17 protein-coding genes are annotated in these 18,655 nt (G+C 69.6%); 13 read left to right on the plus strand and 4 right to left on the minus strand.

The window, feature by feature from the left end; translation table 11 throughout:
* Positions 1-131 precede the first annotated feature (131 nt).
* Complete coding sequence (bldD, locus tag OH768_RS42555) at positions 132-632, minus strand: transcriptional regulator BldD (RefSeq protein WP_019059743.1); 501 nt, start codon at positions 630-632, stop codon at positions 132-134.
* A 253-nt stretch (positions 633-885) separates the two neighbouring features.
* On the opposite strand from bldD, the gene pyrR reads away from it, so the two are divergent.
* The 13 genes from pyrR (at position 886) to metK (ending at position 15,188) form a co-directional block, all read left to right on the plus strand.
* On the plus strand, positions 886-1,449 hold the full coding sequence (gene pyrR / locus OH768_RS42560; RefSeq protein ID WP_406461852.1) for a bifunctional pyr operon transcriptional regulator/uracil phosphoribosyltransferase PyrR: 564 nt from the start codon (positions 886-888) through the stop codon (positions 1,447-1,449).
* Between the two features lie 141 nt (positions 1,450-1,590).
* Complete coding sequence (locus tag OH768_RS42565; protein WP_200685905.1) at positions 1,591-2,568, plus strand: aspartate carbamoyltransferase catalytic subunit; 978 nt, start codon at positions 1,591-1,593, stop codon at positions 2,566-2,568.
* 5 nt (positions 2,569-2,573) lie between these two features.
* Positions 2,574-3,860 (plus strand): dihydroorotase, encoded by a 1,287-nt coding sequence (locus OH768_RS42570; RefSeq protein WP_406461854.1) that lies wholly within the window; start codon positions 2,574-2,576, stop codon positions 3,858-3,860.
* Entirely contained in the window at positions 3,857-4,441 is a 585-nt protein-coding gene (locus OH768_RS42575) for a hypothetical protein (RefSeq protein ID WP_406461856.1), read from the plus strand. Before OH768_RS42570 ends, OH768_RS42575 begins: the two co-directional genes overlap by 4 nt.
* Positions 4,438-5,622, plus strand: a complete 1,185-nt coding sequence (carA, locus tag OH768_RS42580) for a glutamine-hydrolyzing carbamoyl-phosphate synthase small subunit (protein ID WP_406461857.1) — start codon at positions 4,438-4,440, stop codon at positions 5,620-5,622. The genes OH768_RS42575 and carA overlap by 4 nt, the downstream gene beginning before the upstream one ends.
* Positions 5,615-8,923 (plus strand): carbamoyl-phosphate synthase large subunit, encoded by a 3,309-nt coding sequence (carB, locus tag OH768_RS42585; RefSeq protein WP_406461859.1) that lies wholly within the window; start codon positions 5,615-5,617, stop codon positions 8,921-8,923. Before carA ends, carB begins: the two co-directional genes overlap by 8 nt.
* Before the next feature lie 53 nt (positions 8,924-8,976).
* On the plus strand, positions 8,977-10,083 hold the full coding sequence (locus OH768_RS42590; protein ID WP_406461861.1) for a quinone-dependent dihydroorotate dehydrogenase: 1,107 nt from the start codon (positions 8,977-8,979) through the stop codon (positions 10,081-10,083).
* Entirely contained in the window at positions 10,080-10,925 is an 846-nt protein-coding gene (gene pyrF, locus OH768_RS42595) for an orotidine-5'-phosphate decarboxylase (RefSeq protein ID WP_406461862.1), read from the plus strand. Before OH768_RS42590 ends, pyrF begins: the two co-directional genes overlap by 4 nt.
* Before the next feature lie 289 nt (positions 10,926-11,214).
* Entirely contained in the window at positions 11,215-11,538 is a 324-nt protein-coding gene (locus tag OH768_RS42600; RefSeq protein WP_019059734.1) for an integration host factor, read from the plus strand.
* A 37-nt stretch (positions 11,539-11,575) separates the two neighbouring features.
* Positions 11,576-12,133, plus strand: coding sequence for a guanylate kinase (gmk, locus tag OH768_RS42605; protein ID WP_406461864.1), 558 nt, complete (start codon positions 11,576-11,578; stop codon positions 12,131-12,133).
* A gap of 40 nt (positions 12,134-12,173) precedes the next feature.
* Positions 12,174-12,446 carry a DNA-directed RNA polymerase subunit omega gene (gene rpoZ, locus OH768_RS42610; RefSeq protein WP_019059732.1) on the plus strand — a complete coding sequence of 91 codons (273 nt, stop codon included), beginning with the start codon at positions 12,174-12,176 and terminating at the stop codon, positions 12,444-12,446.
* A gap of 91 nt (positions 12,447-12,537) precedes the next feature.
* Complete coding sequence (coaBC, locus tag OH768_RS42615; RefSeq protein WP_406461866.1) at positions 12,538-13,740, plus strand: bifunctional phosphopantothenoylcysteine decarboxylase/phosphopantothenate--cysteine ligase CoaBC; 1,203 nt, start codon at positions 12,538-12,540, stop codon at positions 13,738-13,740.
* Between the two features lie 239 nt (positions 13,741-13,979).
* Positions 13,980-15,188, plus strand: a complete 1,209-nt coding sequence (gene metK / locus OH768_RS42620; RefSeq protein WP_406461868.1) for a methionine adenosyltransferase — start codon at positions 13,980-13,982, stop codon at positions 15,186-15,188.
* A 61-nt stretch (positions 15,189-15,249) separates the two neighbouring features.
* On the opposite strand, the gene OH768_RS42625 is transcribed toward metK, so the two are convergent.
* Genes OH768_RS42625 through OH768_RS42635 form a run of 3 tightly spaced genes read right to left on the minus strand, consistent with a single transcriptional unit; the run spans position 15,250 to position 18,619 of the window.
* On the minus strand, positions 15,250-16,359 hold the full coding sequence (locus tag OH768_RS42625; RefSeq protein ID WP_406461870.1) for a hypothetical protein: 1,110 nt from the start codon (positions 16,357-16,359) through the stop codon (positions 15,250-15,252).
* Between the two features lie 26 nt (positions 16,360-16,385).
* The gene (locus tag OH768_RS42630) at positions 16,386-18,326 is read right to left on the minus strand and encodes an ABC transporter substrate-binding protein (protein WP_406461871.1); all 1,941 of its coding nucleotides are present in this window, start codon (positions 18,324-18,326) and stop codon (positions 16,386-16,388) included.
* A complete protein-coding gene (locus tag OH768_RS42635; protein ID WP_406461872.1) occupies positions 18,323-18,619 on the minus strand; it encodes a hypothetical protein in 297 nt (98 codons plus the stop codon). The genes OH768_RS42630 and OH768_RS42635 overlap by 4 nt, the downstream gene beginning before the upstream one ends.
* Positions 18,620-18,655 lie beyond the last annotated feature (36 nt).

The raw sequence follows: 18,655 nt of genomic DNA on the forward strand, positions 1-18,655 counted from the left end.
ACACCGCTGCGGGCCCTCCGGCGTTCCCGTACCCATGAGGCCCCTGAGGCCCGCAGAAAGCCGCCGGGGCGGCCGGAACCGTGAAGTTCCGGCCACCCCGGCGGCACGTTTCTGCTGAGACGGGGAGCGGCTCAGTTCTCCTCGTGGGAGACCGCGCGACGCGCGTCCGCGTCCAGCACGCCCCAGCTGATCAGCTGCTCGGTGAGGACCGAAGGCGACTGGTCGTAGATGACGGCGAGTGTGCGCAGGTCGTCCTGGCGGATCGAGAGCACCTTGCCGTTGTAGTCACCGCGCTGGGACTGGATCGTGGCGGCGTACCGCTGCAGCGGGCCGGCCTTCTCGGCGGGCACGTGGGCCAGCCGCTCCAGGTCGAGCACCAGCTTCGGCGGCGGCTCGGCGGCCCCGCCCGGCGTGGTGCCCGGCAGCAGCTCCTGAACCGGAACCCCGTAGAAGTCCGCCAGCTCGGCGAGGCGCTGCACGGTGACGGCACGGTCGCCGCGCTCGTACGACCCGACCACGACCGCCTTCCAGCGTCCCTGGGACTTCTCCTCGACACCGTGGAGGGAAAGGCCCTGCTGGGTGCGGATGGCCCGGAGCTTGGCCCCGAGCTGTTTGGCGTATTCGCTGGACATATAGCTCCCCGGACACTGTGTCTACGCGGCAACAGTGTTTCCGCGCCGCGCGGCTGGTAACTCACTGTGAGGTTACGCAGCGTTACACTTCCGCGTCAAGCCGAATGGTCCGCACCGGCACTTCCGTGCCAGCGGTGGCCGATTACTCCATAGGGGTGATCAGGGGTGTCGTCCCGGCCTGCTACCGTGGATGGCGCAAATCCGACGTCCTTTAAGGTCCGTCCCGTGAGGCGGAGAAGGAGGTCCGTTTCTTATGGACACCCAGCAGTACGAGTCCGATGCGCGGCCGGTCCTCGAGGCCCCCGACATCGCGCGGGTCCTGACCCGCATCGCCCACGAGATCGTCGAGCGCGCCAAGGGCGCCGACGACGTGGTGCTCCTCGGCATTCCGACCCGGGGCGTCTTCCTCGCCCAGCGGCTCGCCGTCAAGCTCGAGGAGATCACCGACCGCAAGATCCCGGTCGGCTCCCTCGACATCACGATGTACCGCGACGACCTGCGCATGCATCCACCGCGCGCGCTGGCCCGCACCGACATCCCCGGCGACGGCATCGACGGCCGCCTCGTGGTCCTCGTCGACGACGTGCTCTTCTCCGGCCGCACCATCCGCGCCGCCCTGGACGCCCTGAACGACATCGGGCGCCCCCGCGCGGTGCAGCTCGCGGTCCTGGTCGACAGAGGCCACCGCGAACTGCCCATCCGCGCCGACTACGTCGGCAAGAACCTCCCCACGTCGCTGCGGGAGACGGTCAAGGTCCAGCTCGCCGAGGAGGACGGTCGCGACACCGTGCTGCTCGGCGCCAAGCAGGTCCCGTAGCGGACGGCCGCCGTGCCCCCGCGGCACGCCACGCCTCCGCATGCCCGGCTGTGCTCTCTGGGGCCGTGACACAAGCGGCTACCGCCGCGGGCCCCAGACCCCCGCCTCCCCAAACCTGAACTGCCTTACGGAGCCTGACAGATGCAGCGTCATCTCATCTCGGCCGCCGACCTCTCCCGCGACGACGCCGTCCTGATCCTCGACACCGCCGAGGAGATGGCCCGGGTCGCCGACCGGCCGATCAAGAAACTGCCGACCCTGCGCGGCCGTACCGTCGTCAACCTCTTCTTCGAGGACTCCACGCGCACGCGTATCTCCTTCGAAGCCGCCGAGAAGCGCCTCTCCGCGGACGTCATCAACTTCACCGCCAAGGGGTCGAGCGTCTCCAAGGGCGAGTCCCTGAAGGACACCGCGCAGACCCTGGAGGCCATGGGCGTCGACGCGGTCGTCATCCGGCACGGTGCCTCCGGAGCGCCGTACCGGCTCGCCACCTCCGGGTGGATCGACGCGGCCGTCATCAACGCCGGTGACGGCACCCACCAGCACCCCACACAGGCGCTGCTCGACGCGTTCACCATGCGGCGCCGGCTCGTCGGCCGGGACGCCGGGCTCGGGCAGGACCTGGCCGGCAAGCGGATCACCCTCGTCGGCGACATCCTGCACAGCCGCGTCGCCCGCTCGAACGTCGACCTGCTGCACACCCTCGGCGCCGAGGTCACCCTCGTCGCCCCGCCCACCCTGGTCCCGGTCGGCGTCGAGGCCTGGCCCTGCGAGGTCTCCTACGACCTCGACAGCACGCTCTCCAAGTCCGACGCGGTGATGCTGCTGCGCGTGCAGCGCGAGCGCATGAACGCGGCGTTCTTCCCGACCGAGCGCGAGTACTCGCGGCGCTACGGCCTCGACGGCGACCGCATGGCGAAGATGCCCGAGCACGCGATCGTGATGCACCCCGGGCCGATGGTCCGGGGCATGGAGATCACCGCCGAGGTCGCCGACTCGGACCGCTGCACCGTCGTCGAGCAGGTCGCAAACGGAGTGTCCATCCGGATGGCCGTGCTCTATCTGCTTCTGGGCGGCAACGAACCCGCCGTCAGCCACGCCCGCATCGAGGAGAAGTAAGTCACATGAGCAAGATCCTGATCCGTGGTGCGAAGATCCTCGGCGGCGAGCCGCAAGACGTGCTGATCGACGGGGACACCATCGCCGAGGTCGGTGTCGGTCTCAGCGCCGAGGGCGCCGACGTCGTCGAGGCCGACGGCAAGGTGCTGCTCCCCGGCCTCGTCGATCTGCACACCCACCTCCGCGAGCCCGGCCGTGAGGACTCCGAGACGGTCCTGACCGGCACGCGGGCTGCCGCGAGCGGCGGATACACCGCCGTGTTCGCCATGGCCAACACCTTCCCCGTCGCCGACACCGCCGGTGTCGTCGAGCAGGTCTACCGGCTCGGCCAGGAGCACGGCTACTGCGATGTGCAGCCCATTGGCGCCGTCACCGTCGGCCTGGAGGGCAAGAAGCTCGCCGAGCTGGGCGCCATGCACGAGTCGGCCGCCGGGGTCACCGTCTTCTCCGACGACGGCAAATGCGTCGACGACGCGGTGATCATGCGCCGCGCGCTGGAGTACGTGAAGGCCTTCGGCGGAGTCGTCGCTCAGCACGCGCAGGAGCCGCGCCTCACCGAGGGCGCCCAGATGAACGAGGGCGTCGTCTCCGCCGAACTCGGGCTCGGGGGCTGGCCGGCGGTGGCCGAAGAATCGATCATCGCCCGGGATGTCCTGCTCGCCGAGCACGTCGGATCCCGCGTCCACATCTGCCACCTCTCGACCGCCGGGTCCGTCGAGATCGTCCGCTGGGCCAAGTCCCGGGGCATCGACGTGACCGCCGAGGTGACCCCGCACCACCTCCTCCTCACGGATGAGCTGGTGCGCTCCTACAACCCGGTCTACAAGGTCAACCCGCCGCTGCGCACCGAGCGCGACGTGCTGGCGCTGCGCGAGGCGCTCGCCGACGGCACGATCGACATCGTCGCCACCGACCACGCCCCGCACCCGCACGAGGACAAGGACTGCGAGTGGGCCGCCGCCGCCATGGGGATGGTCGGCCTGGAGACCGCGTTGTCAGTGGTGCAGGAGACCATGGTGGACACCGGGCTCCTCACCTGGGCCGGGGTCGCCGAGCGCATGTCCGTCAAGCCCGCCGAGATCGGGCGGGCGGCAGGCCACGGCCGTCCCGTCTCGGCTGGTGAGCCCGCCAACCTCACGCTCGTCGACACGGAATACCGTGGGTCGGTGGACCCCGCGGGCTTCGCTTCGCGCAGTCGCAACACCCCGTACGAGGGGCGTGAGCTGCCGGGCCGTGTGACGCACACCTGGCTCCGGGGCAAGGCCACGCTCGTCGACGGGAAGCTCACGTGACACCTCTGGAACTGACCCACCTCGCGGCCGGGGAGAAGTCCGCCCCGGTGACCGACTGGGCCGCCCGTATCGGCTGGCTCGTCGGCCTCGCCCTCTTCATCGCGCTCGTCTACTGGCTGATGCGCGAGGGCTGGAAGTGGCGCGGCACGCTCCAGGGCGACCTGCCCGAGCTGCCCGACGCGCCGTCCGACCCCGGTCCGGCGAGACTGACGATGAGCGGCCGCTACCACGGCTCCACCACCGCCGGGCAGTGGCTCGACCGCATCGTGGCGCACGGCCTGGGCACCCGCAGCCGGGTCGAGCTCACGCTGACGGACGCGGGACTCGATGTCGTACGGCCCGGGGCCACCGACTTCTTCATCCCGGCCGGCGCGCTCCGCGAGGCCCTGCTCGGCAAGGGCATTGCCGGGAAGGTGCTCAGCGAGGGCGGTCTGCTGGTCGTGACGTGGGCACACGGCGACCGGCTGATCGACTCCGGGTTCCGCTCCGACACCGCGGCCGAGCACACCGAGTGGGTCGACACGCTGAACAGCATGATCAACAAGAGTCTCGAAACGACCGACACGGAAGGCGCACGATGACCACCTCCACCAGGGGAGCCGCCAAGGTTCCCGCCGTACTCGTCCTGGAGGACGGCCGGATCTTCCGCGGCCGTGCCTACGGGTCCGTGGGGGTGACCTTCGGCGAGGCAGTGTTCTCCACCGGCATGACCGGCTACCAGGAGACCCTGACCGACCCGTCGTACCACCGCCAGGTCGTCGTGATGACCGCCCCGCACGTCGGCAACACCGGTGTGAACGACGAGGACCCGGAGTCGTCCCGCATCTGGGTCGCCGGGTACGTGGTGCGCGACCCCGCGCGCGTGCCGTCCAACTGGCGCTCCCGCCGCTCCCTCGACGAGGAGCTGCGCAACCAGGGTGTCGTCGGGATCTCCGGCATCGACACGCGCGCGTTGACCCGTCATCTGCGCGAGCGCGGCGCGATGCGCGTCGGCATCTTCTCCGGCAACGCGCTGCCCGACGACGGGACCATGCTGGCCGAGGTGCGCCAGGCCCCCGAGATGGCGGGCGCGGACCTCTCCGCGGAGGTCGCCACCAAGGAGACGTACGTCGTCCCCGCGATCGGCCCCGACGGCGAAGCCGTCCCGATTGGCACAGCGAAGTACACCGTCGCCGCCGTCGACCTCGGCATCAAGGGCATGACCCCGCACCGCATGGCCGAGCGCGGCATCGAGGTGCACGTGCTGCCCGCGACCGCGACCGTCGAGGACGTCTACGCCGTTCAGCCCGACGGTGTGTTCTTCTCCAACGGCCCGGGCGACCCCGCCACCGCCGACCACCCGGTCGCCGTCATGCAGGCCGTCCTGGAGCGCGGTACCCCGCTCTTCGGCATCTGCTTCGGCAACCAGATCCTGGGCCGCGCGCTCGGCTTCGGCACCTACAAGCTGAAGTACGGCCACCGGGGCATCAACCAGCCCGTGCAGGACCGTACGACCGGCAAGGTCGAGGTCACCGCGCACAACCACGGCTTCGCCGTCGACGCGCCCCTCGACAAGGTCTCCGAGACCCCCTACGGCCGCGCCGAGGTCTCCCACGTCTGCCTGAACGACCAGGTCGTAGAAGGGCTGCGGCTCCTCGACCGGCCGGCCTTCAGCGTCCAGTACCACCCCGAAGCGGCAGCGGGCCCGCACGACGCCGCCTACCTGTTCGACCGCTTCACGTCTTTGATGGACACAGCTCTGATGGAGGGCCAGCGTGCCTAAGCGCTCCGATATCCAGTCCGTCCTGGTCATCGGCTCCGGCCCGATCGTCATCGGCCAGGCCGCCGAGTTCGACTACTCCGGCACCCAGGCCTGCCGCATCCTGCGCGCCGAGGGCCTCCGCGTCATCCTGGTCAACTCCAACCCGGCGACGATCATGACCGACCCGGAGATCGCCGACGCCACCTACGTCGAGCCGATCACCCCGGACTTCGTCGAGAAGATCATCGCCAAGGAGCGCCCGGACGCCCTTCTGCCCACCCTGGGCGGTCAGACGGCGCTCAACACCGCGATCTCGCTGCACGAGGCGGGGACCCTGGAGAAGTACGGCGTCGAGCTGATCGGCGCCAATGTCGAGGCCATCAACAAGGGTGAGGACCGCGACCTCTTCAAGGGGGTCGTCGAGGCCGTCCGCCAGAAGATCGGGCACGGCGAGTCCGCCCGCTCGGTGATCTGCCACTCCATGGACGACGTCATCCAGGGCGTGGAGACGCTCGGCGGCTACCCGGTCGTCGTCCGCCCCTCCTTCACCATGGGCGGCGCGGGCTCCGGCTTCGCGCACGACGAGGAGGAGCTGCGCCGCATCGCCGGCCAGGGCCTCACCCTGTCTCCCACCACCGAGGTCCTCCTGGAGGAGTCCATCCTCGGCTGGAAGGAGTACGAGCTGGAGCTGATGCGCGACAAGAACGACAACGTCGTGGTCGTCTGCTCCATCGAGAACTTCGACCCCATGGGCGTGCACACCGGCGACTCGATCACCGTCGCCCCGGCGATGACGCTGACCGACCGCGAGTACCAGGTGCTGCGCGACGTGGGCATCGCGATCATCCGCGAGGTCGGCGTCGACACCGGCGGCTGCAACATCCAGTTCGCGATCGACCCGGTCGACGGCCGCGTCATCGTCATCGAGATGAACCCCCGCGTGTCCCGCTCCTCGGCGCTCGCCTCCAAGGCGACCGGCTTCCCGATCGCCAAGATCGCCGCCAAGCTGGCCGTCGGCTACACCCTCGACGAGATCCCGAACGACATCACGCGCGAGACCCCGGCCTCCTTCGAGCCGACCCTCGACTATGTGGTGGTCAAGGCCCCGCGTTTCGCCTTCGAGAAGTTCCCGAGCGCCGACTCCACCCTCACCACCACCATGAAGTCGGTCGGCGAGGCCATGGCCATCGGCCGCAACTTCACCGAGGCCTTCCAGAAGGCGCTGCGCTCCCTGGAGAAGAAGGGCAGCCAGTTCACCTTCGTCGGCGAGCCCGGCGACAAGACGCAGCTCCTCGAAGAGGCCGTACGGCCCACCGACGGCCGGATCAACACCGTCATGCAGGCGATCCGCGCGGGCGCCACCCAGGAGGAGGTCTTCGAGTACACGAAGATCGACCCCTGGTTCGTCGACCAGCTCTTCCTCATCAAGGAGATCGCCGACGAGCTGGCCGCCGCCGACAAGCTGGACCCGGAGCTGCTCGCCGAGGCCAAGCGGCACGGCTTCTCCGACCAGCAGATCGGCGAGATCCGCGGCCTGCGCGAGGACGTCGTCCGCGAGGTGCGGCACGCGCTCGGCATCCGCCCGGTCTACAAGACGGTCGACACCTGCGCCGCCGAGTTCGCCGCGAAGACGCCGTACTTCTACTCGTCCTACGACGAGGAGAACGAGGTCGCCCCGCGCGAGAAGCCCGCGGTCATCATCCTGGGCTCCGGCCCCAACCGCATCGGCCAGGGCATCGAGTTCGACTACTCCTGCGTCCACGCCTCCTTCGCGCTCAGCGACGCCGGCTACGAGACGGTGATGGTCAACTGCAACCCCGAGACCGTCTCCACGGACTACGACACCTCCGACCGCCTGTACTTCGAGCCGCTCACGCTCGAGGACGTACTGGAGATCGTCCACGCCGAGCAGCAGGCGGGCCCGGTGGCGGGCGTGATCGTGCAGCTCGGCGGCCAGACCCCGCTCGGGCTCGCGCAGGCCCTCAAGGACAACGGCGTCCCGGTCGTGGGCACCCCGCCCGAGGCGATCCACGCCGCCGAGGACCGCGGTGCCTTCGGCCAGGTCCTCGCGGAGGCGGGCCTCCCGGCGCCGAAGCACGGCACCGCGACCACCTTCGTGGGCGCCAAGGCCATCGCCGACGAGATCGGCTACCCGGTCCTCGTCCGCCCCTCCTACGTCCTCGGCGGACGCGGCATGGAGATCGTCTACGACGAGACCCGCCTGGAGTCGTACATCGCCGAGTCGACCGAGATCAGCCCGTCGCGGCCGGTCCTGGTCGACCGCTTCCTGGACGACGCGATCGAGATCGACGTGGACGCGCTCTACGACGGCCACGAGCTCTACCTCGGCGGTGTCATGGAGCACATCGAGGAGGCCGGCATCCACTCCGGCGACTCGGCCTGCGCCCTGCCGCCGATCACCCTGGGCGGCTTCGACATCAAGCGCCTGAGGGCGTCAACGGAAGCCATCGCCAAGGGCGTTGGCGTGCGCGGACTGATCAACATCCAGTTCGCGATGGCCGGCGACATCCTCTACGTCCTGGAGGCCAACCCGCGCGCGTCCCGTACGGTCCCCTTCACCTCGAAGGCGACCGCGGTGCCGCTCGCGAAGGCCGCCGCCCGTATCTCCCTGGGCGCGACGGTCGCCGAGCTGCGGGCCGAGGGGCTGCTGCCGGCCAACGGCGACGGCGGCACGCTGCCGCTCGACGCGCCGATCTCCGTCAAGGAGGCCGTCATGCCGTGGTCGCGCTTCCGCGACATCCACGGGCGCGGTGTCGACACGGTCCTCGGCCCGGAGATGCGCTCCACCGGCGAGGTCATGGGCATCGACTCCGTCTTCGGCACGGCGTACGCCAAGTCCCAGGCAGGCGCCTACGGCCCGCTGCCCACCAAGGGCCGCGCGTTCATCTCGGTCGCCAACCGCGACAAGCGCTCGATGATCTTCCCGGCGCGCGAACTGGTCGCCCACGGCTTCGAGTTGCTCGCCACCTCCGGCACCGCCGAGGTCCTCAAGCGCAACGGCCTGAACGCGACGGTCGTCCGCAAGCAGTCCGAGGGCGTCGGCCCGAACGGCGAGAAGACCATCGTCCAGCTCATCCACGACGGCGAGGTCGACCTCATCGTCAACACCCCGTACGGCACCGGAGGCCGTCTCGACGGCTACGAGATCCGTACGGCGGCCGTGGCCCGGTCGGTCCCGTGCCTGACGACGGTCCAGGCGCTCGCCGCCGCCGTCCAGGGCATCGACGCCCTCAACCACGGTGACGTGGGCGTGCGTTCACTCCAGGAACACGCGCAGCACCTGACCGCGGCCCGCGACTAGCAGCCGAAGAGGGGGACACCGGAAACGGTGTCCCCCTCCTTCATGAGGACACCATGTACAAGATCTTCTTCAGTCTCGTCTTCAAACGGATGGACCCGGAGCAGGCCCACCGTCTCGCCTTCCGCTGGATCCGGCTGGCCGTCCGCATCCCCGTCCTGCGCACATTCGTCGCCGCCGCCCTCGCGCCCCGGTTCGAGGAGTTGCGGACGGAGGCCTTCGGGCTGCGGATGCACGGCCCGTTCGGGCTCGCGGCCGGCTTCGACAAGAACGCGGTCGCCATCGACGGCATGTCGATGCTCGGCTTCGATCACGTCGAGATCGGCACGGTCACCGGGGAGCCGCAGCCAGGCAACCCCAAGAAGCGGCTGTTCCGCCTCGTGCCGGACCGCGCGCTGATCAACCGCATGGGCTTCAACAACGAGGGTTCCGCGGCCGTGGCGGCCCGCCTGGAGGCGCGTGAGGTGGTCTTCCGGACCGTCGTGGGCGTCAACATCGGCAAGACCAAGGTCGTACCCGAGGAGGAGGCCGTCGGCGACTACGTGAAGTCGACCGAGCGACTCGCCCGGCACGCCGACTATCTCGTCGTCAACGTGTCGTCGCCCAACACGCCCGGGCTGCGCAACCTCCAGGCGACCGAGGCGCTGCGCCCGCTGCTCACCGCAGTCCGCGAGGCCGCCGACCGCGCGGTGACCGACCGCCGCGTCCCGCTCCTGGTGAAGATCGCCCCGGACCTCGCGGACGAGGACGTGGACGCGGTCGCCGATCTCGCCGTGGAACTGGGCCTGGACGGCATCATCGCCACGAACACCACCATCGCGCGTGAGGGCCTCGGTTTGAAATCCGAACCTTCAGTGGTCAAGGAGACCGGCGGACTCTCCGGAGCACCGCTGAAGGCTCGCTCCCTGGAGGTACTGCGCCGCCTCTACGCGCGCGTGGGCGACCGCATCACCCTCGTGGGCGTCGGCGGCATCGAGGACGCCGAGGACGCCTGGCAGCGCATCCTCGCCGGTGCCACGCTCGTGCAGGGCTACAGCGCCTTCATCTACGAAGGGCCTTTCTGGGGCCGCGCCATCCACAAGGGCCTCGCCGCGCGTCTGCGCACGAGCCCGTACGCCACCCTCGCCGACGCGGTCGGCGCCGACGCAAGGAAGCCGGTATGAGCCCTCTCGAACCCTTCGGCGCACGTCTCCGCCGGGCCATGGACGAACGCGGCCCGCTCTGCGTCGGCATCGATCCGCACGCCTCGCTGCTCACCGAGTGGGGCCTGAACGACGACATCGCAGGCCTGGAGCGGTTCAGCCGCACGGTCGTCGAGGCTCTCGCCGACCGGGTCGCAGTCCTCAAGCCGCAGAGCGCCTTCTTCGAGCGCTTCGGCTCGCGCGGGATCGCGGTCCTGGAGAAGTCCGTCGAGGAGGCGCGGGCGGCCGGCGCGCTGGTCGTGATGGACGCCAAGCGCGGCGACATCGGCTCGACCATGGCCGCGTACGCCGAGTCCTTCCTCCGGAAGGACTCCCCGCTGTTCTCCGACGCACTGACCGTCTCGCCGTATCTCGGCTACGGCTCGCTCGCCCCGGCGATCGAACTGGCCCGCGAGAGCGGCGCCGGGCTCTTCGTGCTCGCGCTGACCTCCAACCCGGAGGGCGGCGAGGTGCAGCACGCGGTCCGCGCGGACGGCCGGAACGTCGGAGCGACCATGCTGGCCCACCTGGCCGCCGAGAACGCGGGGGAGGAGCCGCTGGGTTCCTTCGGGGCCGTCGTCGGCGCCACCCTGGGCGACCTGTCGTCGTACGACCTGGACGTCAACGGTCCGATTCTCGCGCCCGGCATCGGGGCCCAGGGGGCGACTCCGGCCGATCTTCCCGGGGTTTTCGGGACGGTGCTGCGCAATGTCGTTCCGAACGTGAGCCGGGGTGTTCTACGTCACGGTCCCGATGCGGGAGCGCTTCGAGCGGCCTCGGATCGCTTCGCGGAGGAGATCCGCGTCGCCTTTGCGACCGTCTGAGGTGTTCGAACGGGTCGATCGAGTCCTCCGATGAGTGGTTCGACGGGCGGCTCGGGAGCGACTTGAGTCTGAATACATCCTCAAATCCGGGGCGTTATGTCGGAAATGTCCGGCCTGGCGCAGGCTGACCAGGACTTTTCCTCTGTTCTCGCTGACTCTGGCGCCCCTGGCCGCTAGTCTCCGAGCAGAGTCAACGGGCAAGCGTGTTGCTCGTAGCTCCCCAGGTGTGGGGCGACTAGGTTCCTCACCGGTCCGTATCCGACAGTTCGACATCCGAGGTGACGTAGGCGTGGCTCTTCCGCCCCTTACCCCTGAACAGCGCGCAGCCGCGCTCGAAAAGGCCGCCGCGGCTCGCCGGGAGCGGGCCGAGGTCAAGAATCGACTCAAGCACTCCGGCGCCTCCCTGCATGACGTCATCAAGCAGGGCCAGGAGAACGACGTCATCGGCAAGATGAAGGTCTCCGCGCTGCTTGAGTCCCTGCCCGGCGTGGGCAAGGTCCGCGCCAAGCAGATCATGGAGCGGCTCGGCATCTCCGAGAGCCGCCGAGTACGTGGCCTCGGCTCCAACCAGATCGCCTCCCTGGAGCGTGAGTTCGGCAGCACCGGCTCTTGAGTCCCGGGCACCCCGGGATTGCTGGAATAATCGCTGCATGAGTGAACGTCCGCGGCTGACCGTGCTCTCCGGCCCCTCAGGGGTCGGCAAGAGCACGGTCGTCGCCCATATGCGCAAGGAACACCCCGAGGTCTGGCTCTCGGTGTCGGCGACGACCCGCAAGCCCCGCCCCGGTGAGAAGCACGGGGTCCACTACTTCTTCGTCAGCGACGAGGAGATGGACAAACTGATCGCCAACGGCGAGCTGCTGGAGTGGGCCGAGTTCGCCGGCAACCGCTACGGCACCCCGCGTAAGGCCGTGCTGGAGCACCTGGAGTCCGGTGTGCCGGTGCTGCTGGAGATCGACCTCCAGGGCGCCCGGCAGGTCCGCGAGTCCATGTCCGAGGCCCACTCGGTGTTCCTGGCTCCCCCCTCCTGGGAGGAGCTGGTGCGCAGGCTCACCGGGCGGGGCACCGAGCCGCCCGAGGTGATCGAGCGCCGCCTGGCCGCGGCGAAGGTCGAACTGGCGGCGGAGCCCGAGTTCGACGCGACCCTGGTCAACACCTCCGTCGAGGACGTAGCGCGCGAGCTGCTAGCCTTGATGGAAGTTGTGTGATCGTTTTTCCGATCTCATCCCATCTTTCGGAAGGCAGAGCGTGTCCTCTTCCATCACCGCTCCCGAGGGCATCATCAACCCTCCGATCGACGAGCTCCTCGAGGCCACCGACTCGAAGTACAGCCTCGTGATCTACGCCGCCAAGCGCGCCCGTCAGATCAACGCGTACTACTCGCAGCTCGGCGAGGGCCTGCTGGAGTACGTCGGTCCGCTCGTCGACACCCACGTCCACGAGAAGCCGCTCTCCATCGCCCTGCGCGAGATCAACGCGGGTCTGCTGACCTCCGAGGCCGTCGAGGGCCCCGCGACCTGAGTAGCAGCAGTTCTCTTCACAGGCCCGGCAGCGCGACTGCCGGGCCTGTGGTGTGTCATGGATACGTAGGTTTCCGAACTCGGGGAGAGACGTGGACAAGCCGAAGGTCGTTCTGGGAGTCAGTGGTGGCATCGCCGCGTACAAGGCGTGCGAACTGCTGCGCAGACTGACGGAGTCGGGCCATGACGTCCGCGTCGTCCCCACCGCGTCCGCCCTGCACTTCGTCGGCGCCGCCACCTGGTCCGCGCTCTCCGGGCACCCTGTCTCGACCGAGGTGTGGGACGACGTCCACGAGGTCCCGCACGTGCGCATCGGCCAGAGCGCCGACCTGGTGGTCGTAGCCCCTGCCACGGCGGACATGCTGGCGAAGGCGGCCCACGGCCTGGCCGACGACCTTCTCACCAACACCCTCCTCACCGCCCGCTGTCCGGTCGTCTTCGCGCCCGCCATGCACACGGAGATGTGGGAACACCCGGCCACCCAGGAGAACGTGGCGACACTGCGCCGCCGCGGTGCCGTGGTGATCGAACCGGCGGTAGGCCGGCTGACCGGCGTCGACACCGGCAAGGGCCGGCTGCCCGACCCCGTAGAGATCTTCGAGGTCTGCCGCCGGGTGCTCGCGCGGGGCGTCACCGAACCCGACCTCAAGGGCCGGCACGTCGTCGTCAGCGCTGGCGGCACCCGCGAGCCCCTCGACCCGGTCCGCTTCCTCGGCAACCGCTCCTCCGGCAAGCAGGGCTACGCCCTCGCACGCACCGCCGCCGCCCGGGGCGCCCGGGTCACCCTGCTCGCGGCGAACACGGGACTGCCGGACCCGGCGGGCGTCGACGTCGTCCAGGTCGGGACCGCCGTACAGCTGCGGGAGGCGGTGGTGAAGGCCGCCGCGGACGCGGACGCGGTCGTCATGGCCGCGGCGGTCGCCGACTTCCGCCCGGCCGAGTACGCGACGGGGAAGATCAAGAAGAAGGACGACAAGGACCCCGAGCCCGTCGTCCTGGTGCGGAATCCGGACATCCTCGCGGAGATCTCCGCCGACCGGGCCCGCTCCGGACAGGTGGTCGTCGGGTTCGCCGCCGAGACGGACGACGTCCTCGCCAACGGCCGTACCAAACTGGCGCGCAAGGGATGCGATTTGCTGGTGGTGAACGAGGTGGGGGAGCGCAAGACCTTCGGTTCCGAGGAGAACGAGGCGGTCGTGCTGGGCGCCGACGGCAGCGAGACCACGGTGCCCCACGGCCCGAAGGAAGCCCTGGCCGAGACCGTGTGGGACCTGGTGGCACAGCGTCTTGCCTGATTTGTTTCAGCCGTCTGACAGTTCGCTGAAACCTGACATTCGCGCGTGGCGGCTCTGGCCAACGGCACTCGGCATTCGGCAAAATGCGCGTGCCGCAGGTCACAGCGCTTCCCGAGAGACGAGACGGGGGGACCGTCTGTCGACCGCGACCGATAAACTGTTCTCGGACGACGTCGGGCGCAGCTCCCGTCCCGTCCGCCAATGATCAGCCAGCAGCCGCTGCAACCTCAGGGAGCGTTGTGTCCCGTCGTCTTTTCACCTCGGAGTCCGTGACCGAAGGTCACCCCGACAAGATCGCTGACCAGATCAGCGACACCATTCTCGATGCGCTTCTGCGGGAGGACCCGACCTCCCGGGTCGCCGTCGAGACGCTGATCACAACCGGCCTGGTGCACGTGGCCGGCGAGGTCACCACCAAGACCTACGCGCCCATCGCGCAGCTCGTCCGCGACAAGATCCTGGAGATCGGCTACGACTCCTCCAAGAAGGGCTTCGACGGCGCCTCCTGCGGCGTCTCGGTGTCCATCGGCGCGCAGTCCCCGGACATCGCGCAGGGTGTCGACGCGGCGTACGAGAACCGTGTCGAGGGCGACGACGACGAGCTGGACAAGCAGGGTGCCGGCGACCAGGGCCTGATGTTCGGTTACGCGACGGACGAGACGCCGACGCTGATGCCGCTCCCGATCTTCCTGGCGCACCGCCTCGCCAAGCGCCTCTCGGAGGTCCGCAAGAACGGGACCATCCCCTACCTGCGCCCCGACGGCAAGACCCAGGTCACCATCGAGTACGACGGCGACAAGGCCGTCCGCCTCGACACGGTCGTCGTCTCCTCGCAGCACGCGTCCGACATCGACCTGGAGTCGCTGCTCGCCCCCGACATCCGCGAGTTCGTGGTCGAGGCCGAGCTGAAGGCGCTCCTGGACGAGGGCATCAAGCTCGACACCGACGGCTACCGCCTGCTCGTGAACCCCACCGGCCGCTTCGAGATCGGCGGCCCGATGGGCGACGCCGGCCTCACCGGCCGCAAGATCATCATCGACACCTACGGCGGCATGGCCCGCCACGGCGGCGGCGCGTTCTCCGGCAAGGACCCGTCCAAGGTCGACCGCTCCGCCGCCTACGCGATGCGCTGGGTCGCGAAGAACGTCGTGGCCGCGGGCCTCGCCTCGCGCTGCGAGGTGCAGGTGGCGTACGCGATCGGCAAGGCAGAGCCGGTGGGCCTGTTCGTGGAGACCTTCGGCACCGCCAAGGTCGACACCGACCGGATCGAGAAGGCGATCGACGAGGTCTTCGACCTCCGCCCAGCCGCCATCATCCGCGACCTCGACCTGCTCCGCCCGATCTACGCCCAGACCGCCGCGTACGGCCACTTCGGCCGTGAGATCCCCGACTTCACCTGGGAGCGTACGGACCGCGTGGACGCACTGCGGAAGGCGGCGGGGCTGTAACCCCGCGATTGCCGTCGCGAGGCCCGGTTTTCCTTTGGGGGAGCCGGGCCTCGGCGTTTCGTCAGTGCGGGGGTTCGTCACCCGGGGGCGGGGCGGAGTCGCCCACCCCGTCGTCGTCTCCCTGCTCCGCCGGGTCGTGGCCGAAGCGGCGCCTGATCTCGTCGACGGCACCGGTCTTGCCGTGCACCGACGCGAGGTGGATCAGGCGTTCCGCGAACAGGTCGACATCCGGATCGGCGGCGGAGAACCCGAACCACTCCAGCAGCGAGTCGACGGAGAGACCGTCGCCCGAGCCGTTGTCGGACGCCGTCGCGTCCCCCATGTCGTAGGGCTGCTGCCAGTCGGCGGATTGCGGGCTGTCCGCGAAGACGGTCCTCGGCGGGGACACCAAGTGCTCGAACGGTGGTGCGACCGGTTCGTTCTTGGCCGCGGCGGAGAGCTGGGCGAGCAGACCGATCCGGTCGACCGCGCCCTCCACCTCCTTCTCGTTGCGGGAAAGCCACCACACCACCGCACTGCCGGTGTCCTTGAGCACGTCCTCGCCGAGGTAGACCCTCTTGCTGCGCTCGTAGTTGCGTTCGTGCTCCCAGACGTCCTCGTCCTTGCGTACGTCGGAGAGCCTGGCGAGTCGCTCACGGTCGTGCTCCGGAAGGCTGAGCGAGACGTCGAAGGCCATCGCCATGATCCGGCCGGTGGAGTCGACGCGCATGGTCGCCAGGACGCCGTCGAGTTGGTGCTGTGCGAACGCGCTGCGGTGGGGCGGATGTTGGGCCGTCACCACATGGGCGCGCTGGAGGACGGCGTCGATCGCCAGGCCCCCCGGGTTGATGTAGGGCGCGTCCGGCAGTGCGTCCAGCACCAGCCAGCGCACCGCCGCGGAGAAGGAGAAGTCGTAGTCGGCGACCGAGCTGGGCAGTGCCACATGGGCCACCCGCTGCTCCTGCCGCACGGATTCCGGCAGTGGGAGATCCGGTTCCGGAAGCAGTTCACGCCGGAACGGCTCGGGTTTCGGTGCGAGGAGCCGGTGCGTCACCACGCCGATGACCGCCAGCAGCGCGGCGGACGCGTCCCAGGCCCAGCGCGGCCAGTCGGCGCACAGTCCGAGGATGACGAGGAGCAGGCCGACGATGACAGTGAGGAACAGCGTCATCGCCTTGTGTCCGGAACTCATGGAAGGCCCCCGATGGGTGCTCGCGGTCAGACGGCGAGTGGGTGGGACTCGATGCCCTGCGCGGTGTTGATCTTCCGCAGCAGGAGGGAGACGGTCTCGGCACGGGACGCGTTCGGGTCGGCGTACTGCCAGAGCAGGGCACCGTGGTAGAGGCGACCGGAGATCCGGACGTCCGTGTCGCAGGCGGCGGCCAGCACTCTGAGCACGAGCTCGCGATGGCGGACGCCCTCGCTCGCGGTCAGCCAGCGTGCCAGAGCCGCGGCCCAGGATTCGACGGGATGGCGCAGGACGCCGCTCCAGCAGGCGATCAGCGACTCGCGGACGCTTCGATGCGCCACGAGACGTACGGGGTCGGCGAGTTCGAGGAAGAGGGCGAGGTCCTCGACCCACTGGCCCTGGGCGATCCCGGCACCGAGCCGGTCCAGCATCCGCCGGTACAGACGGTCGTCCGACCGTGCCAGATCGAGCAGAGCCCGGCGGGCGTCCACGCCCACGACGCCGTTCGTGCGTCGCGCGAGATGGTGCAGCCGGACGAGGGCCTGGTCGGGATGCGAGCGGGCCGTGGTCGTGGAGCACACGGGGACGAGCACCCGCCTGAGCCCGTAGCTCGTCTCCGTCGACGTGCTCCAGTCGTAGATCTGCTGTCGGAAGAAGCGGCCGTACCGCTCGTCGTCGAGCCCGCATGCCAGGAGTTGGGCCGCGTCGAGGTCGAGTCGCGCCGGTGCCTTGCTCGACGTCCACCGATGCGCGAGCCAGGACAGATCCTCGGGACGCGCGGTGCGCAGACTCTGGGCGGCGAACCTGGCTACGGCCTCCTTGCGGCCGTACCGCAGGAGCGAGGGGTCGGTCAGGCACATGTCGAACCAGTCGCGCAGCTGTCTGCGGATGTCCGGCAGGAAGGTCCAGAAGTGGTCCCGCACCGCACGGTCGTATCCCGCGATGCGGAACCGCACCCGGCCGTCCGCCCGTGTCTCGGCGCCGATGTCGGAGAGTTCGGCGTACAGGTCCGCCCGGTCGAGCCGGGGGGTGGGGTCCGGTGGATGGCTGAGCACCCGCAGCAAGGCGTTCGCGCCTTGGAGCACAGCCCCCGGGGCGGCCCCGTGGAACAGGGCGAGGGACAGCAGCAGTGCCCTGTGCCGCCCGTCCGGCCGGGCCGAGAGATCCGCCGCGACGCGCGAGCGCTGGTCCTGTTGGCCGACCAGCGATTCGGCGAGCCAGTGGGAGAAACCCCGGTCGGCCGGTGATACCTCCCGGCAGCGCCGGATCCGGTCTGCGAGTCCGGCCACTTCACGCAGCGGGGCCTGCGTCAGATAGTTCAGGAGATCACTGCCGCCCAGGTCGGACTGCGACGGTTCGATGCCCTCGTGCCGCAGATGCCGGACGAGCACGCGCTGTGCCGAGGGGCGGCCGATCTCCACGGTGAGGCGCTTCAGTTCGCCCTGGAGGAGGTAGCCGAGGTGGTGGGGAAGCACCACGGCGAGATGGGCGCCGCGCCGGACAAGACTGTCGCGGAAATCGGAGAGCACGTTCTGGATGGCGAGATACCGGGCCTCTCCCGTCTCCGAGAGATCCAGCAGCAGCCGGTCGCCCACACTGATGTCCCGGACGTCGAGCGGCGACGCGGCCGTGTCGTCGGAGGTGTCCGGCAACTCGTGCAGACTGCCGCGGGTGTCGGACAGATCGTGCAGCAGCATGATCGCGGCGGTGCGCCGGCCGCTGCCCGGCAGTCCGTCGATCAGCACCGTGTTCCGCTCGTCCAGCCGGTCGCGCGCGAGCTGCATACCGCGCGGCGGCACGAACCGCGTGGCGAACTGCTCGCGGTCCTCCCTCGCGACGGCACGCGGACGCCTGCTCGCCTGTTCGCGCAGCCTGGCCTCGGCGGCGTAGTAGAAGTTGTACTGAGGTCCGTCGCCGCTGTGGACCGATCCGTGGGCCTCGTGCACATACGAACCGAAGGTCTCGGTCACCGCTCCTCGCCCCCGCGGGGCGTCCGGGTACCGAACCCCTGACGTATCCCGCCGTGGTTGTCCCCGGCGATGTGGTTCGTGCCGTCGCCGTTGATCTGCGTCCCGTTGAACTGATCGCCGTCGCCCGTGTGGAGCGGACCGCGGGCGTCGTGCACATGCGTTCCTACGGTGCCGCTGACCTGGCCGATGCCGCCGCTCTGGTGGTCGTTGCGCACCGTGAAGTCGGGTTCGGCGGGCGCGGACCCATCGGCCCGCGCACTGCGGTCAAGTGCCCCGGAGGTCTCTGGCCACAACCAACTGTTGCTGGGATTTCAGTGACTGTGAGGGGC

This window comes from Streptomyces sp. NBC_01622, assembly GCF_045209635.1.
Classification (GTDB): domain Bacteria; phylum Actinomycetota; class Actinomycetes; order Streptomycetales; family Streptomycetaceae; genus Streptomyces.

Coding starts and splice junctions, on each gene's coding strand:
- OH768_RS42625 (WP_406461870.1), bottom strand. CDS start 16,359: ATGAGTTCCGGACACAAGGCGATGACGCTGTTCCTCACTGTCATCGTC.
- OH768_RS42590 (WP_406461861.1), top strand. CDS start 8,977: ATGTACAAGATCTTCTTCAGTCTCGTCTTCAAACGGATGGACCCGGAG.
- bldD (WP_019059743.1), bottom strand. CDS start 632: ATGTCCAGCGAATACGCCAAACAGCTCGGGGCCAAGCTCCGGGCCATC.
- carA (WP_406461857.1), top strand. CDS start 4,438: ATGACCACCTCCACCAGGGGAGCCGCCAAGGTTCCCGCCGTACTCGTC.
- gmk (WP_406461864.1), top strand. CDS start 11,576: ATGAGTGAACGTCCGCGGCTGACCGTGCTCTCCGGCCCCTCAGGGGTC.
- OH768_RS42570 (WP_406461854.1), top strand. CDS start 2,574: ATGAGCAAGATCCTGATCCGTGGTGCGAAGATCCTCGGCGGCGAGCCG.
- OH768_RS42565 (WP_200685905.1), top strand. CDS start 1,591: ATGCAGCGTCATCTCATCTCGGCCGCCGACCTCTCCCGCGACGACGCC.
- pyrF (WP_406461862.1), top strand. CDS start 10,080: ATGAGCCCTCTCGAACCCTTCGGCGCACGTCTCCGCCGGGCCATGGAC.
- pyrR (WP_406461852.1), top strand. CDS start 886: ATGGACACCCAGCAGTACGAGTCCGATGCGCGGCCGGTCCTCGAGGCC.